Source organism: Mycolicibacterium duvalii (assembly GCF_010726645.1).
Lineage (GTDB): Bacteria > Actinomycetota > Actinomycetes > Mycobacteriales > Mycobacteriaceae > Mycobacterium > Mycobacterium duvalii.
Map to the genome: position 1 here is coordinate 5,421,520 of NZ_AP022563.1, position 14,896 is coordinate 5,436,415.

The following is a 14,896-nucleotide window of genomic DNA, read 5'->3' on the forward strand; positions in this document are numbered from 1 at the left end:
ATTCCTCTCTAGCGGTGCGGGTTGGAGTTATCGGCGTCGGCGAGGCTCGCGGCGGCCACCTCGCGCAGGCCCTCGGCGATGGCGCCGTCGCTGGACAGCGGCGCCAGTACGCACGCTTGCGCGGCTTCCAGTTCTGAGGCACCGGCTGCGACCAGCAGTGCTGCGGTAACGAGAACGCGCGTCGAGGGCGGTTCGAAGTGGAATGCCTCGTCGGCGGTGCGGATCGCGGTGGCGCACCGCACCAGTCGTCGTGCGGTCGGCAACCCGATGCCGGCCTCGGCGACGATGACCTCGGCTTCGCGCTCGGGTGGGAGATATCGCATCGGCAGGGTGACGAACCGCTGCCGGAACGATGGCTTGAGCTCCTTGAGCGAGCTGCGGTAGGCAGGGTTGTAGGAGGCCACGAGCATGAATGTCTCTGGTGCGTGCACCACTTCGCCGGCGCGGTCGAGGTAGAGGGTGCGCCGGTGATCGGTGAGGGAGTGCAGCACGGCCAGCGAGTCATGCCGCGCCTCGACGACTTCGTCGAGATAGCAGATCGCGCCTGCCTTGACTGCACGGGTGAGCGGTCCGTCGGTCCAGGTGACGTCGCCCCCCGTGACGATGAATCGGCCCACCAGATCGGAACTGGTCAGGTCGTCATGACAGCTGATGGTCACGACCGGACGGCCCAGCAGCGTTCCCATGTGCTCGACCAGCCGGGTTTTCCCGCAGCCGGTGGGGCCGGTGAGCATCACCGGCAGTCGCTGCCGATAGGCCTGTTCGAACAACTGGACTTCATTGCCGTTCGCGTAGTAGTTGTTGCCGTTTGTCATGCGCTTACCAGCTCTCTGTGCACGTGGGCGAGGACGCGGGGTAGGTCTTCGACGCGGCGGATCCGCTGGGATCGTCGCGGTCCGAAGACTTCGGGAAGGGGGTCGACGCGGGTGGGGCCGACGCCGACGTAGTACATGGAGACGCCGGCATCGTTGGCCTCCTCGACGGCGTGGGCCGCGTCCGCCCACGCGTACCGTCCCTCATAGCCTTCGTCGGAGATCAGCCCGTCGCCGATGATGATGAGCAGACGTCGCTCACTAGGCTGGGCGAGCAACCGGCTTGTCAGGTGGCGTAGCGGCGCACCGAGCCGGGTGTATCCGCCGGTGGCCAGACCCAGACTTCCGGGTGGGACGAAGCGCCGATCGGTGAAGTCCTTGAGGCAGGTGACCTCGACGCGGTGCCGGGTGTTGCCGGTGAACGTGAAGATGCCGTGCCGCTCACGGGCGGAGGTCATCGCGCGCGACAGCGCGTCGGCGCAGGCCAGCTCGAGTTTGAAAACCGAACCTCCGTGCACTCCCAGCGATGAGCTGCCGTCCAGCAGCAGCGCCGTCGTCACGTCACGGCTGGCGGGTAGCAGTTCGCGGAAGATGCGCGGCTCGACCGCCTCACCGGTGGTCACGTCGATGTAGTGACTGACGTACTGGTCGATGTCGATGTCCGATCCGTCTTCCAGCCGGTTCATCATCGCGCGATGGGTGTTCTTCTCGAACCACTTCCGGATGTCGACCGCGACGGCGTTGGCCGGCCCGGAGCTGCCGTGGTGTGCCCTCTCGAGGACGGCGACATGATCGGGCATGAAACTCTCGGTCCACGCATTCCATTCCGGATACGGGATGCCGGGGCGGTGGTCGGGGGTGATGTCGAGATCGTTGTCCTGCGGCCGGCTCGGTGGTGGCAGGTTGGGATTGCGCACCCCGCCGTCTCCGCCGGCGGGCACTGAATGCGGTTGCGGTGCCCGCTTCTGGTTCGTCGTCCACGGCAATCGTCCGAACGAGCGGCGGAGCTTGTCGGACAGTCCCTGAGGCATCGTGTGCGCCCTTGGGAGGCTGCCCAGAAGCGGGTCGACGGCCAGGGCACGCTTGGTGCGGGCCAACGCCACGGCGCGGTTGAGCATTTCCTTGGCATCCATGTCTGCCGGCGCGATCTCGAGTTCGGGGAGCCGTCGCCGCATCTCGGTGAGCAACCCGGGCCAGTTGTCGGCCACCCACCCGAGTGCGACACCACCTTCGACGAGCGTGAGCGCGCTGATTTCCCGGGCGGACAGCTCGTTGAGCCGGTAGCCGGTGAGGCGATCCTTCGACGGCGAACACTGAAGGGCGATCCCGCATGTCAGTGTCCGGCGGGTCCACGCACCGTAACGAACCGGGTATGGGACATGGACGACATCGAGCATCGAGCTCAGGCCGAAGCCACGGTGCTGCCCGCTGACCAGATGCGCGCCGGTGCGGCGTTCCTGGCTCAGCGCGACAGCGGTCAGCGAGCAGCTGCGCTCGAGGGCCATGGCATGTGCGTCGGAAAGTTCAGACACCTGCTGCCCCGGTTCAGAACGTGCCGATATTGGAGAACATCCAGTACCAGAACCAGATGATCAGGCCGGTGCCACCCCAGGCGCCCACGTAGCGCAATATCTCCCAGATCCAGCCACCCATGTCAGTCCTCCTCGGAACGCAGGTTGATCGTCGCCCTGAGCATCACGGTGTCCGCTCTAGGAAGTTACTGAGTGAAGTCAATGTGATCACCGTCGGTCAGTCGGAGAAGATCTCGCGGTTGACCGTGTGCAGGTACGGAATCGCGAGGAAGGGAGTGATGTAGAAGATGTCGTAGAGCCACCACCCGACGACGGGCAAGACGACACCGGCAAACCGCACATCGGCGTACATCGTCATGTTGAACACGTACAGGCACCAGATCACGACGCCCATCCAGCAGGTGATGATCATCCATTGATGACCCCAGCGCTTCATCTGGAGAAAGCCGATGCCGGCGGCGATCCGCATGGTGAAGACGGTGAGGATCATGCCGACTTCCATGGCCTTCTCGGCGGGTCCGGCGGCGCCGCCGATCCATAGTTCGTTGTAGTGCCAGAAGTATCCGGCGTCGAACATGGCTCCCCAGCCGTTCAACAGGATTCGGGCGAGGATGGTGTGATTCGCGACCAGGTCGAGCGCCCACCCCACCGTGTTGATCGCGGCATCGATGATGACGAGGTAGCCGATCAGGGTCACCAACATCGGGCGCACCGACAGGCGTTCGCGCTGCGCCTTGCGCAGCAGGTAGACCCCGCGCAGAAACAGGGGCAGGCCGAAGATCCCGAGCACCGCGGTGCCGATGAGCAGGCTCCCCGAGATCAGCCACTTGTCGGCCTGCCGTTGCGCGGCCCGGGACCGCTCCATGTGTTCGTCGAGGCCGCTTCCCGGCGGGGGAGCGGATATCGAACCCGCACCGCCGCGCCCTCTGGAGAGCGAAGGCATCTTCATGGTCACTGACAATAGTCAACGAGTGACGATAGTCAATCAATTGCCGGCTCCGATGCTGCGAAGTGTCCGGCGCACATAGTCGTCCAGCATCGTCTGTTGGGCCGGCCAGCCGTGGGTCGTGGTCAACAGTGCATAGAGGCCGAGTAGGAAGAACACGGCGGTGTTCATTGCGTTCACGTCGGCATCGACCTGTCCGAACGTCTTGGCGTTCTCGACCTGGTCGGCCACGGCGATGATCACGGGATGATGCACGCTCTCGTCGATCGGCGGCCGTGTCGGGGAGAAGTGCAGAGCGAGAAAGTCTTTGAACAACAGAGCACCCAGCCGGCGTTCGAGACCGCGGACCAGTCGGATGGACTCGGTGAACGTCGCGGCCAGGTCCGATTCTGCCGACGTGAAGCGGGTCAATTGTTTGGCGATGCGCTCCTCTTCGCGGCGTTCCAACTCCAGCAACACGTGTTCTTTGGTGGGGAAGTGGAAGAAGAAGGTGCCGTGAGCGACGCCGGCGGCCGTCACGATCGCCTGGACGTCAGCCGCGGCCAGCCCTGCGCGCTTGAACTCGGCGACGGCCGCACCGAGGAGTCTCTCGCGCGTCTGCAGGCGTCTGATCTCCCGTACGGAAGTCTTGTCCACCAGGGCCATTCGTTCACAGTAGCGAATTAATGTCCGTAGCCCATTGACTTCAGTCAACTACGTGACATTGAATGAGCGCAGCTCGACGGAGAGGACAACGATGGCGCTCGAGCAATTCAACCTGCAGGGACAGGTCGCGATCGTGACCGGCGCCGGCAAGGGGGTCGGTCAGGGCATCGCGCGGGTCCTGGCCGAGGCCGGCGCCACCGTGGTCGGGACCGCCCGGACCGAGTCGGACATCGTGGCGACGATCTCCGATATCGAAGCCGCAGGCGGTCAAGGGGTCGCCGTGGTCGCCGACGCGATGAGCCGTCCCGATGGGGAGCGTGTCGTCGCCACCGCGATGGATCAATTCGGCCGCATCGACATCCTGGTCAACAACGTCGGCGGTTCCACCTATGCGCGGTTCCTCGACATCACCGACGAGGATTTCCGGCACACCTTCGACTGGTGCGTGACCTCGGCGTTCATCATGAGCCAGCTCGCGGCGCGACACATGATCGAGGCCGGCCGCGGCTCCATCATCAACATCTCGTCGGGCTCGGCGCGGTTCGGTATCCGGGCGCTGACGGCCTACTGCACGGCCAAGGGTGGTCTGGAAGCGCTCACCCGCGCGATGGCGCAGGAACTGGCACCCAAGATTCGGGTCAACGCGATAGCGCTGGGGTCGTTCGCCACTGACGGATTGCAGAGCAGCCTGGACCTGATGCCGGGTTCTCTGGAGAAGATGATGGAGGGCACCCCGCTGCACCGCCTCGGCGACGTCGAGGACCTGGGCCGGCTGTGTGTGTACCTGTCCACCCGGGACTGCTACGCCACCAATGCGATCTTCCATGTCGACGGCGGGATCGATTCGAACAACTCGCCATTGCCCATCCCCGATTACTGAGGACAGCTAGGTTTCAGACATGCGCAGAGTGGTTCAGTTCTCGACGGGCAACGTCGGCGTGCATTCTTTGAAGGCGATCATCGGCAGACCCGACCTCGAGTTGGTCGGAGTGCACGCCAACAGCTCGGAGAAGGTCGGCCGCGACGCGGCCGAGTTGTGCGGGCTCACCGAGCCGACCGGCGTCATCGCCACCGACGACATCGACGCGCTGATCGCGCTGCGGCCCGACTGCGTGCTCTACACCGCGCTGGGTGAGACGCGGCCGATGGAGGCGATCGGGCAGATGGCGCGTCTGCTCGCTGCCGGGGTGAATGTCGTGGGCACGTCGATGGTGTGGCTGGTGACACCGCACCAGGCCGACGACTGGCTGCGGGAGCCGCTCGAGAAGGCCTGCGCGGCCGGGAACTCCTCGCTCTACGTCAACGGCATCGACCCCGGCTACTCGGGCGATACCGCGGTGTACAGCGCACTGAGCCTGGTGACCCGGGCCGAGTCGATCACCGTGCAGGAGATTTTCGACTACGGCAACTACGACGACTACGAGTACACCGGGACGTCAATGGGTTTCGGAACCACCCCGGGCGACGCCACCCCGATGGCCTTCCAGCCGGGCGTCGTCGTCTCGATCTTCGGCGGCCTGGTCCGCAACATCGCCCGCCATCTGGACGTGAAACTCGACGACGTCCGGCAGCGCTTCGAGCCGTGGTACACCGATCAACGCATCGAGTGCCGGATGACCACCGTGGAACCCGGACAGCTCGCGGCGGTGCGGTTCGCCGCCGAAGGCGTGGTCGACGACGTCCCGGTGATCACCGTCGAACACGTGAACCGGTTGACGGCTGCGGCGGCGCCGGAGTGGGAGTTTCCGCCGGCGCGGATGACCGGCGTGCACAAGGTCATCGTCGAGGGGGAGCCCCGCGTCGAGGTCAGCACGCACCTGTCGCACCCGGTGCTCGACGTCACCGAGGCGGGTTGTGTCTCGACCGCCGCGCGGGCGGTCAATGCGATCGACTGGGTGTGCCGCGCCCCGGCGGGGCTGGTCGCGCTGGAGGACATCCCGCCCACGGAGATGGTCCGCGGCTTGATGTGGTGACGCTCAGCGCTTGCGCACTTCTCCCGGGGCTACATTGATCTCCTGATCGAAGCGGTCGTTCCGGATCAGGGTGCGGAGCTCCTGGGGCATCACGGTCCACCCGTTGGCCTGGTAGGTCTCGCCGACTCCCAACACGACATCGTCGGCAGGTGCGCCCGGGATGTCGCCGGCGATCCAGTACTGCTGACCCTGGTCGACCATGATGGCGAGATTCAGCCGCACCGGATACTTCCCGGTCGACATCGGCGCACCGGCGAACGCCTCCCCGTTGGTAAGACCGCACACGAGTGCGCCGTAGCCCCGGTCGCGAAAGTTGGAGCTGAGCAGACAGCGCACCTGGCCGTCCTGCACACGGACCACCTGGTCACCCGCGGCTGCCACCACCGGTGGAGCGAACAGACACGCGCCGAGAAGGAGCAACGCCACCGAAACCGCCGTCTTGACACGAAACATGGATCTCCCCGGAGCGAGAGTGTTGCGACTTCCGGGATGCTCTCACGGTGTCATGACCCAACGGTCCGTTTTCGCGGGAACCGGCTGTGCCCGGCTCAGGCCAATCGCGCGCGCAGCTCGCGTTTGAGGACCTTGCCGTAGCTGTTCTTCGGAAGCTCGTCGACGAACTCGTAGCGTTTGGGCCGCTTGAACCGGGCGATGCGTTCGAGCAGGTACGCGTCCAATTCGTCGGCAGATACCGCGCCGACGATGAAGGCCACGACCACCTCGCCCCATTCCTGGTCGGGGGCGCCGACCACGCCGGCCTCGACGACGCCGGGATGCTCGAGCAGGATCTCCTCGACCTCGCGAGGATAGATGTTGCTGCCGCCGCTGATCACCACGTCCTTGGAGCGGTCCCGCAGGGTCAGGTAGCCGTCGGCGTCGAAGGACCCCATGTCGCCGGTGTGCAGCCAGCCGTCGCGCAGCGTCGCCTCGGTCGCCGTCGGATTCTGCCAGTACCCCGACATCACCACGTCACCGCGGCAGACGATCTCGCCGATCTCACCGGCGGGGGCGGGCCTGCCGTCGGCGTCGAGCACCGCGACGTCGACACCCGACCGCGGGTATCCGACGGAGCCGAGCACCGCGTCGGTCGCGTCGAGGTGATCGGCGCGGCGCAGGCCGGTGATCGTCATCGGCGCCTCGCCCTGCCCGTAAAGCTGCACGAAGATCGGCCCGAAGGCAGCCATCGCCTTCTTCAGGCTCTCGACGTACATCGGGCCGCCACCGTAGACGATCGTCGACAGATTGGGCGGCTTGGCGCGCCCGGTCTGCACCAGACGTGCCACCATGGTCGGCGCGAGAAAGGCGCTGCAGCCGGGATGGTGCGCGCACAGGTCGAGGAACTCGTCGGGGTCGAACGCTCCGGACGCCGGCACCACCTGGCGCGCGCCGCGTAGCACGTACGGCGGGATGTACAGGCCGGAGCCGTGCGACATCGGCGCACCGTGGATCAGGCTGCAGTTCTCGTCGGGGGCGTCGAAGTCGGCCAGGTGGGCCACCGTCATCGCCATCAGGTTGCGGTGTGACAGCATCGCACCCTTGGATCGGCCCGTGGTGCCGCTGGTGTAGAACAACCACGCCAACCGCGCCGGGTCAGTGCAGCGTGGTGGATCGAGCGGGTCTGCGGTGCAACGTTTTTCGTAGTCGGCCCCGCCGACGATCTCGATCGGCACCGTCGTCAGGGGCGCGAGTCGGGCGGCGATCTCCGCAGAGGCGAACACCTGCGCCACCCCGGCGTCGTCGAGGATCTGCTCCATCTCCCGCGGGTGCAGCTTGTAGTTGATCGGGACGAACACACATTCCGCGGCCCAGATGCCGAACATCATCTCGATGATCTGCGGGCAGTTCGCGCTGGCCACCGCGATCCGTGCACCCGGTCCCAGCGCGCTGACCGAGCCCGCCAAGCGCAGGGCACGCTCCCGGACGGAGGCCCAGGTCTGCACCTGGTGCTCGCCGGAAAAAACGGCGCCGCGGTCGCTGTGGCGCGCCGTGGTCTGGTCGAGCAGGCTGAAAAGGTTCATGACGACGACTCGCGCGCCACCCATTCGGAGTTCAGCGCGAAGTCCGACAGGTACTTCGTCGAACTCCACCCGCCGTCGACGACGATGGTCTGGCCGTTGATGAAGCTGCCGCCGTCGGAGCACAGGAACGCGACCGTGGCGGCGATGTCCTCGGTACGCCCCAGCCGCGGATACGGCGTCATCTCGGTGTTGATCTTGCGGAAGCGCTCATCGGTGAGTCGGCCGGCCACCATCGGGGTCAGTGTCACCCCGGGCGCGACGGCGTTGCAGCGGATGCCCTGCGGTCCGTACTGGCAGGCGATATGGCTGGTCAGCGAGGTCAGTCCACCCTTGGCCGCCGAGTAGGCGCCCCCACGCAACCCCCCGACGACGGCGAACGTCGACGTGATGTTGATGATCGCCGACCCGGGCTGCATGTGGCCGATCACCTCGCGGGCCAGGCGGAAAGGCGCCCGCAACATCAGTCCCAGGAAGTAGTCGAGGGATTCGTCGTCGGTCTCGTGCAACGGTTTCGGGCTGCCGACGCCGGCGTTGTTGACCAGGAAGTCGATGCGGCCGAACCGCTGCAGCGCCGTCTCGGTGATCAGTCGGGGCGCGTCGTCGGCGGTGAGGTCGACTGCCAGCGTCGCGATGCGGTCCGGGTCGGCGACGGCCTTTTCGAGTTCGGCGAGCCGCGCGGTGTCGCGACCGGTTCCCAGCACCGCCATGCCCTGGCGGGCCAGCGTTGTCGCACAATCGAATCCGATTCCGCTGCTGGCTCCGGTGACGATCGCTACCTGCATGTCAGATCTCCTTGCTCAGGGTCGCTGTGATCTGGTGTTTGAGGACCTTGCCGGCGTCGTTTTTGGGCAGGGCTTCGAGAAGCATCACCTGTTCGGGGATCTTGAATTTGGCGACCCCGCGGGCGAGCAGGAACTCCTTGAGGTCGGCCACGTCCGGGCCGGGCTGCCCGGCCGGCACGATGGCGGCGCACGCGCGCTCACCGGTGCGGGTATCGGGAACCCCGACCACCGCGATCTCGGTGATCTGGGGGTGGGTCACCAGGATGTCCTCGATCTCCTTGGGCGAGATGTTCTCGCCGTTGCGGATGATGAGGTCCTTGGCGCGGCCGGTGACCACCAGGCAGCCGTCGTCGGTCCAGCGGCCCAGATCGCCGGTGCGGAAATAGCCCGCCTCGTCGAAGGATTCGAGATTGTCCTCGGAATGTAGGTAACCGGTGAGCATCTGCGGGCCGCGGGCCCGGATCTCGCCGTCGACCAGTCGGATGTCGGCGATCCCCGCGCGGCCGTCGGTGTCCGCGGCGTGGTCGACGTCGCCGAGCGCCCCGACGGTGGTGACCGGCACCTCGGTGGAGCCGTACACCCTGCTGACCGCGGCACCGGCGAAGAAGTCGGTGGCGTGCCGGATCAGCGACGGTGGCACCGAGGCGCCTCCGCAGATGAACACCTTCAGGTCGGGCAGGCGGGTGCCGGCGCGTTCGGCCGCCGCCAGCAGACCCTCCAGAAACGGGGTGGCACCGGCCATGTGGGTGCAGCGGTGTTCGAGCATGAGCGCGACGGCTGCGTCGGGATCCCAGCGCGGCATCAGCACCGCCGTGGTGCCGAGCAGCAACGGACACTCGAACGCGTAGATCGACCCGCCGATGTGCGCGATCGGGGAGGGCACCAGGAACGTGTCGCCGGGTTCGATGCGCCAGTACGTCCCGAGCTGTCCGATCAGCGCATGCAACGACTCGTGGCTGTGCAGAACCCCTTTCGGCCGTCCGGTGGTGCCGGAGGTGTACATGATCATCCGGGTGTCGGCCGGGTTCAGGACCGGCAGCTCGGCCGCGCCGGGTTCATCGAGCAGGTCGGTGAAAGCGGTGTGGTGACCGGCTTCGCCGCGGACCACGACCACCTCGGGCGGGGTCGTCATCGTGGCCGTGACGCGGTCGAGCATGGCGGGGTAGTCGTGGCCGCCGAAGGTGTGCGGGACGAACATCGCCCGGCTGTCGGAGTCGGCGAGGATGAAGGCGAGCTCATGGTCACGCAGGGACGGCAGGATCGGGTTGACCACCATTCCGGCCAGAGTGGCGCCCAGGTAGATCACCGCCGCCTCGTGCCAGTTGGGGACCGTGAAGGACACCACGCTGCCGACCTGCATCCGACTGCGGAGGGCCTGCGCCAGCGCTGTTGCCTGGTCCAGTAGGGCCGTGGCCGTCAACGCGACGGTGTCGTCGCGGATGAGGACCCGGTCGGGCGCACGGACGACCGCCTCGCGCAGCGCGTCGGCCAGGGTGGTGGTCACCCGGAATCACGCACCCGGCGCATGGTCATCGAGTGTCGGAACCGCGACGATGGATGCGTGTTGACGGTCACCTGGGCGATCTCACCATCGGAGGTGGTGTACGTGCGGCGCATCTGCAGCGCCGCGGCGCCCGGTTCGGCATCCAGGACGAGGGCGAGGTCGGTGGTCAACACCACCGCGGAGATCTGCTGGTGCACCTCGACCACGCTCACGCCGAACATGTCCTCGATGAGCGGGAAGATGGGACCGCTGTGGCGGTGCAGCAACCGGCCGACTCCGGCGAAGCTGCGGTTGATGTAGTACTCGGTCCGGCAGATCGGTGCCGTGGCGTCGTCGGCACGCCGATACCCGGTCACGGCAAGCCATTCCGAGCCGACGGTCAGCCCGGTGCGGTCGGCCAGCTCGTCGTCGACGGTCACGGTCGCGTTGGTCTCGATGGCGAATCGAGCGCCCTGCGCGAACGCCAACAGATCGTCGATCGACATGACGTCCTGGGCGTAGGAGTTGGTGCTCGGGCGGGGGACCACCAGGGTGCCGGCTCGCGGTCGGGAGGCCACCAGGTTGTCGTCGCGCAGCCGCCGCAGCGCTTCGCGGACGGTGTAGCGACTGACCGCGAAACGTTCGCACAGCTCGTGTTCGGTGGGCAGTTGCGAACCCACCGGATACACCCCGTCCACGATCTCCTTGCGCAGCGCGCGCGCCACCTGCAGGTAGCGGTGATCACCTGCGGCGGTGGTCATGTGCGGCGGACCGCCAGCACGCTGCCGTCACCGTCTGCCGAGATATACAGGGTGCCGTCGTCGCCCGCGGTGATACCCGCGAACGGGCCCTGCGGGCCGGAGAACGGCGGCATTCCCTTCAGCGGCTTGGGTTGTACCCCCGGCGGCGCCCCGACCGGGAGACCGGAGGCGATCTCCGTGCGCTGCCTGGTGTTCAGGTCGAACTCGACGACGTTCTTGGCGCCGGCGTCGACGATGTAGAGACGCTCGCCGAGCACCGTGAGGCCTTGCGGTTGCGCCAGGCCGTCGACCACCGTCTCGGCGCCGGAGCCGAGGCGCACGACGCGGCCGGCTCCGGATTCGGCGACCAGCGGCGCACCGTCCGGGCCGATGGCCACGCCGACCGGGGCATCGAGTCCGGTGGCCAGAGTCTCGACGGAACCACCGCGCAGGCTGTGCACCCGGCCGGTGCCGAGCTCGGCGAAGAAGATCGCGTCCGCGTCGACGGCGACACCGTACAGTTGGTCGAAATCGGTCGCCAGGTAGTCGGTTTCGCCGGCGGCCGGCCGGTAGCGGCCCACCTGGCCGCCCGAGGTGGTGACGACGAATTCGTCGGACCCGACGGCGGTGACGCCCCGGAGGAAGCCCGGGTAGCCGGGGGAGAACAGCATGCCCACCGTCTGCAGCGACCCGTCGGCGCCGACGGCGTAGAAGTAGGTGCCGTCGGCGACGTAGAGCCGTCCGTCGGCCACGGTCAGGTCCAGCGGCCAGTTCAAGCCACCGGCCAGCACCGTCTGGGTCCGGCCACCGGGCAGGATCTCGGTGATCTCACCGGTGAAGTTGGAGACGAGGATTCGGTCGCCGACGAAAGTCAGGTTGTCCAGACCCGGGGTCAGTTGCGCCAGAACGGATTTCTCGCCGGTTCGCGCGTCGATGCGCAGCACCTGACCGCTGGCCACCTGGGTGGAGACGATGAAGCCTTGCGCATCGAACTTCACCGCGTCCGGGACGCCGAGGCCGGTGGCGACGCGCTGTGCCTCGTAGGGCTTGTCCGGGTCGAGGCTCACCCGCCAGATCTCGTTGGCCGTCATCAACGGGTAGTAGAGCCATCCGTCCGGGCCCACCTCCATCGCGTTCGGTGACGGCAGGTTCTCCAGCAGGACCCGGGGTGCGCTGCCGTCGAGCGGCAATTCCATCAGCCGGCCGCCGTCACGGCACTCGCCGACGAACAGCCGGCCCTGGTGCACGGTGATGCCGTTGGCGCAGGGCAGGTCGTCGCGCACCACCCGGCTGCGACCGGCGGTGTCGCGGGCGCTGACCCGGCCGTCCATCACCTCGGTGGCATACAACGTGCCGTCGGCGCCGAAGGCGACGTCGTCGGGGGCGATGATGTCCCCGCCCTTGGGGCTCACCGTCTCGAGCCTCCCCGCCCCAAGGTCCAGGGCGCTGATCTGGCTGCCGGTCACCTGGGCGACGTAGACGCGTCCATCCGGGCCGGTCCGAAGCCCGTTGGCGCCGAACAACCGGCTGGGCTCGGTCACCCGCCTCAGCTGCCAGCCCGGTGCGGCGGTCGGGTTCGGTGCAGCGTAGCGGGCGTCCATGCCGTCGGACGTTAGCAAGCTCAATTAGTCCAGACAATAGCGCGCCATATCGCCGGCCAGACGGCCTTGACGGTCGGAATCGGCTGCGGAATAGTGTTCTGCAATATGCAGAGCGCAATTATTTGTCCGGACAAAGGCGCGGCGTGACCGGGCTGTCGGTCGCGCTGGACGGCCGGGTCGTCGTCGTCTCCGGGGCCGGCGGGGGCGGGATCGGCACCACCGTGACGCGGAAGGCCGCCGAGGCCGGCGCCACCGTCGTCGCAGTCAGTCGGTCGCGGGAGAACCTCGAGACCCACGTGGCGCCGTTGGCCGATCGCGGGCTCTCCGTGATCCCGGTGTCGGCGGACGCCTCCACCGACGACGGCATCGCCACGGTGCTCGACGCCGTCCGCGGCACCGACGGTGCGCTCTACGGTTTGGTCAACATCGCCGGCGGCGCCGCGCCCGCGACCTGGATGCCGGCCACCCGGGTCAGCCGCCAGGACTGGCGCGACCTGTTCACCGCCAACCTCGAAACCGCGTTCTTCATGAGTCAGGCGGTTGCCGCCGAGATCCGCGCCGGCGGCGGGCCCGGCTCGATCGTGTCGATCTCGTCGATCAGCGGGATGAACACCGCGCCGTACCACATCGCCTATGGCACCGCGAAAGCCGCCGTCGTGGCGATGACGCGCACCATGGCGGTGGAGCTGGCCGGTGACGGGATCCGGGTCAACGCGGTCGCCCCCGGTGTCACCGAGACCGCGGCGTCGGCGACCTACGTCGACGAGGATCCCGAACGCGACCGCACCGCGATCGCGATGGGCCGCCGCGGCACACCCGACGAGCAAGCCAACGCGATCCTGTTCCTGTTGTCCGATCTGTCCAGCTACATCACCGGCCAGACCCTGCTGGTCGACGGCGGGCTCAACCTGAAATGGACCCATCTCGGGGCCGACAACACGTCGCTGTTCCTGAAAGACGAGTCATTCCGAGAAACCATGAGGAGGATCTGATGACCGATCTCGAAGCGAGAGTCGATCCGCCAGAGGAGCTGTCGGAACCGATGACCATCGGGGTGGACGCCTACATCTCTGCGGACTACGCCCGCGCCGAACGAGACCGGTTGTGGCGCAAGGTCTGGCAGCAGGTCGGCCGGGTCGAGGAGTTCCCCGAAGTGGGCAGCTATCTGACCTACGACATCCTCGACGACTCGATCCTGGTGGTACGCACCGGCGAGCAGGACTTCGCGGCCCACCACAACGTCTGCATGCACCGCGGGCGCCGGCTCGTCGACGCCCCGGACGGGGCCAAGAATGCGCGGGGCCGGGCCCGCAAATCGTTCGTCTGCGGCTTCCACGGCTGGACCTACGGTCTCGACGGGGCGTGCACCCACGTCCGCGAGCAGGACGACTGGGCCGGCAAGCTCACGCCGCAGAACACCCACCTGGCGCCGGTCCGGGTGGACACCTGGGGCGGGTGGGTGTTCATCAACATGGATCCGGACTGCGAGCCATTGGCCGACTACCTGTTTCCGGCGGCCAAGATCCTCGATCCCTTCGGCCTGGAGAACATGCGCTACAAGTGGCGCAAGTGGCTGTACTTCGACTGCAATTGGAAAGTCGCGCTGGAGGCCTTCAACGAGACCTACCACGTGTTCACCACCCACCCCGAGTTCAACAAGTTCGGCGAGTTCAAGGGGTGGGCCAAGGCGCAGGGCAAGCACAGCAACATCGGCTATGACGCGCCGAAGGACATGGAGGCCACCAAGTCCAAGATCCGGCTGGGCACCGGCGACGACCCGCGTGTCTCCACGGCCGAGATGCAGATGTACACCTGGGAGCAGACCAACGCGACCACCACCGAGACCCTGGTGAACGCGGCCAAGCGACTGGTCGACGAACTGCCCGAGGGCACGCCGCCCGACAAGGTGCTCGAGCACTGGCTGAGCTCGGCCCGCCGCGACGATGAGGCCCGCGGCGTGATCTGGCCGACCATCCCCGCCGACATCCTCGGGCAGGCGGGTACGGCCTGGCAGATCTTCCCGAACCTGCAGGTCGGCCAGGGGCTGACCACCGCGTTGTGCTACAGCGCCCGACCGCACCCGAGCTACGACCCGGACAAGTGCATCTTCGAGGTGGCCACCCTGGAGCTGTTCCCGAAAGGCCAAGAGCCGCAGACGGAGTGGGAGTACACCCCGAAGGAGTCGCCGAACTGGCTGTCGGTTCTGCCGCAGGACTTCTCCAACATGGCCGCGGTGCAGCAGGGGATGAAGTCGGCCGGGTTCCCGGGCACGAAGCCCAACCCGTATCGCGAGCGCAGCACCGTCAACCTGCACTACCAACTGTCCAAGTACATGGGAACGGGCGAACCCCGCGAGCTTTGACC

At 67.1% G+C, this 14,896-nt stretch carries 14 protein-coding genes; 4 read left to right on the forward strand and 10 right to left on the reverse strand.

Features of this window, described 5'->3' with window-relative positions; all coding sequences use genetic code 11:
* Window positions 1–8: 8 nt before the first annotated feature.
* From G6N31_RS25750 to G6N31_RS25765, 4 genes are all read right to left on the reverse strand, one after another.
* On the reverse strand, window positions 9–815 hold the full coding sequence (locus tag G6N31_RS25750) for a CbbQ/NirQ/NorQ/GpvN family protein (protein WP_098001612.1): 807 nt from the start codon (window positions 813–815) through the stop codon (window positions 9–11).
* Window positions 812–2,344 carry a nitric oxide reductase activation protein NorD gene (locus G6N31_RS25755; RefSeq protein WP_098001610.1) on the reverse strand — a complete coding sequence of 511 codons (1,533 nt, stop codon included), beginning with the start codon at window positions 2,342–2,344 and terminating at the stop codon, window positions 812–814. Before G6N31_RS25755 ends, G6N31_RS25750 begins: the two co-directional genes overlap by 4 nt.
* A gap of 217 nt (window positions 2,345–2,561) precedes the next feature.
* On the reverse strand, window positions 2,562–3,209 hold the full coding sequence (locus G6N31_RS25760) for a hypothetical protein (protein WP_179964374.1): 648 nt from the start codon (window positions 3,207–3,209) through the stop codon (window positions 2,562–2,564).
* 120 nt (window positions 3,210–3,329) lie between these two features.
* Window positions 3,330–3,935, reverse strand: a complete 606-nt coding sequence (locus G6N31_RS25765; RefSeq protein ID WP_098001606.1) for a TetR/AcrR family transcriptional regulator — start codon at window positions 3,933–3,935, stop codon at window positions 3,330–3,332.
* A 91-nt stretch (window positions 3,936–4,026) separates the two neighbouring features.
* Between G6N31_RS25765 and G6N31_RS25770 the strand changes: the two genes are divergently transcribed.
* Both G6N31_RS25770 and G6N31_RS25775 read left to right on the forward strand, forming a co-directional pair.
* Window positions 4,027–4,815 carry an SDR family NAD(P)-dependent oxidoreductase gene (locus tag G6N31_RS25770; protein WP_098001604.1) on the forward strand — a complete coding sequence of 263 codons (789 nt, stop codon included), beginning with the start codon at window positions 4,027–4,029 and terminating at the stop codon, window positions 4,813–4,815.
* Between the two features lie 19 nt (window positions 4,816–4,834).
* Window positions 4,835–5,908, forward strand: coding sequence for an NAD(P)H-dependent amine dehydrogenase family protein (locus G6N31_RS25775; protein ID WP_098001602.1), 1,074 nt, complete (start codon window positions 4,835–4,837; stop codon window positions 5,906–5,908).
* A 3-nt stretch (window positions 5,909–5,911) separates the two neighbouring features.
* Here the strand turns inward: G6N31_RS25775 and G6N31_RS25780 are convergent, their stop codons facing one another.
* The 6 genes from G6N31_RS25780 to G6N31_RS25805 form a co-directional block, all read right to left on the reverse strand.
* Entirely contained in the window at window positions 5,912–6,361 is a 450-nt protein-coding gene (locus G6N31_RS25780) for a hypothetical protein (RefSeq protein WP_098001600.1), read from the reverse strand.
* Window positions 6,362–6,456: 95 nt separating this feature from the next.
* Window positions 6,457–7,926, reverse strand: coding sequence for an acyl-CoA synthetase (locus tag G6N31_RS25785; protein ID WP_098001831.1), 1,470 nt, complete (start codon window positions 7,924–7,926; stop codon window positions 6,457–6,459).
* A complete protein-coding gene (locus tag G6N31_RS25790; protein WP_098001598.1) occupies window positions 7,923–8,708 on the reverse strand; it encodes an SDR family NAD(P)-dependent oxidoreductase in 786 nt (261 codons plus the stop codon). Before G6N31_RS25790 ends, G6N31_RS25785 begins: the two co-directional genes overlap by 4 nt.
* Before the next feature lies 1 nt (window position 8,709).
* The gene (locus tag G6N31_RS25795) at window positions 8,710–10,212 is read right to left on the reverse strand and encodes an AMP-binding protein (protein WP_098001596.1); all 1,503 of its coding nucleotides are present in this window, start codon (window positions 10,210–10,212) and stop codon (window positions 8,710–8,712) included.
* Window positions 10,209–10,952, reverse strand: a complete 744-nt coding sequence (locus tag G6N31_RS25800) for a GntR family transcriptional regulator (RefSeq protein ID WP_098001594.1) — start codon at window positions 10,950–10,952, stop codon at window positions 10,209–10,211. Before G6N31_RS25800 ends, G6N31_RS25795 begins: the two co-directional genes overlap by 4 nt.
* Window positions 10,949–12,532: an SMP-30/gluconolactonase/LRE family protein gene (locus G6N31_RS25805; protein ID WP_098001592.1), complete on the reverse strand. Its 1,584-nt coding sequence runs from the start codon at window positions 12,530–12,532 to the stop codon at window positions 10,949–10,951. Before G6N31_RS25805 ends, G6N31_RS25800 begins: the two co-directional genes overlap by 4 nt.
* Before the next feature lie 143 nt (window positions 12,533–12,675).
* On the opposite strand from G6N31_RS25805, the gene G6N31_RS25810 reads away from it, so the two are divergent.
* Window positions 12,676–13,524, forward strand: a complete 849-nt coding sequence (locus tag G6N31_RS25810; protein WP_163722387.1) for an SDR family NAD(P)-dependent oxidoreductase — start codon at window positions 12,676–12,678, stop codon at window positions 13,522–13,524.
* Window positions 13,524–14,894, forward strand: coding sequence for an aromatic ring-hydroxylating oxygenase subunit alpha (locus G6N31_RS25815; RefSeq protein ID WP_098001590.1), 1,371 nt, complete (start codon window positions 13,524–13,526; stop codon window positions 14,892–14,894). Before G6N31_RS25810 ends, G6N31_RS25815 begins: the two co-directional genes overlap by 1 nt.
* Window positions 14,895–14,896: the final 2 nt, after the last annotated feature.

Bases quoted from the DNA above. Each gene is read 5' to 3' on its own strand.
- G6N31_RS25805 (WP_098001592.1), bottom strand. From the start codon at position 12,532: ATGGACGCCCGCTACGCTGCACCGAACCCGACCGCCGCACCGGGCTGG.
- G6N31_RS25750 (WP_098001612.1), bottom strand. From the start codon at position 815: ATGACAAACGGCAACAACTACTACGCGAACGGCAATGAAGTCCAGTTG.
- G6N31_RS25800 (WP_098001594.1), bottom strand. From the start codon at position 10,952: ATGACCACCGCCGCAGGTGATCACCGCTACCTGCAGGTGGCGCGCGCG.
- G6N31_RS25780 (WP_098001600.1), bottom strand. From the start codon at position 6,361: ATGTTTCGTGTCAAGACGGCGGTTTCGGTGGCGTTGCTCCTTCTCGGC.
- G6N31_RS25765 (WP_098001606.1), bottom strand. From the start codon at position 3,935: ATGGCCCTGGTGGACAAGACTTCCGTACGGGAGATCAGACGCCTGCAG.
- G6N31_RS25775 (WP_098001602.1), top strand. From the start codon at position 4,835: ATGCGCAGAGTGGTTCAGTTCTCGACGGGCAACGTCGGCGTGCATTCT.
- G6N31_RS25785 (WP_098001831.1), bottom strand. From the start codon at position 7,926: ATGAACCTTTTCAGCCTGCTCGACCAGACCACGGCGCGCCACAGCGAC.
- G6N31_RS25790 (WP_098001598.1), bottom strand. From the start codon at position 8,708: ATGCAGGTAGCGATCGTCACCGGAGCCAGCAGCGGAATCGGATTCGAT.
- G6N31_RS25770 (WP_098001604.1), top strand. From the start codon at position 4,027: ATGGCGCTCGAGCAATTCAACCTGCAGGGACAGGTCGCGATCGTGACC.
- G6N31_RS25815 (WP_098001590.1), top strand. From the start codon at position 13,524: ATGACCGATCTCGAAGCGAGAGTCGATCCGCCAGAGGAGCTGTCGGAA.
- G6N31_RS25760 (WP_179964374.1), bottom strand. From the start codon at position 3,209: ATGGAGCGGTCCCGGGCCGCGCAACGGCAGGCCGACAAGTGGCTGATC.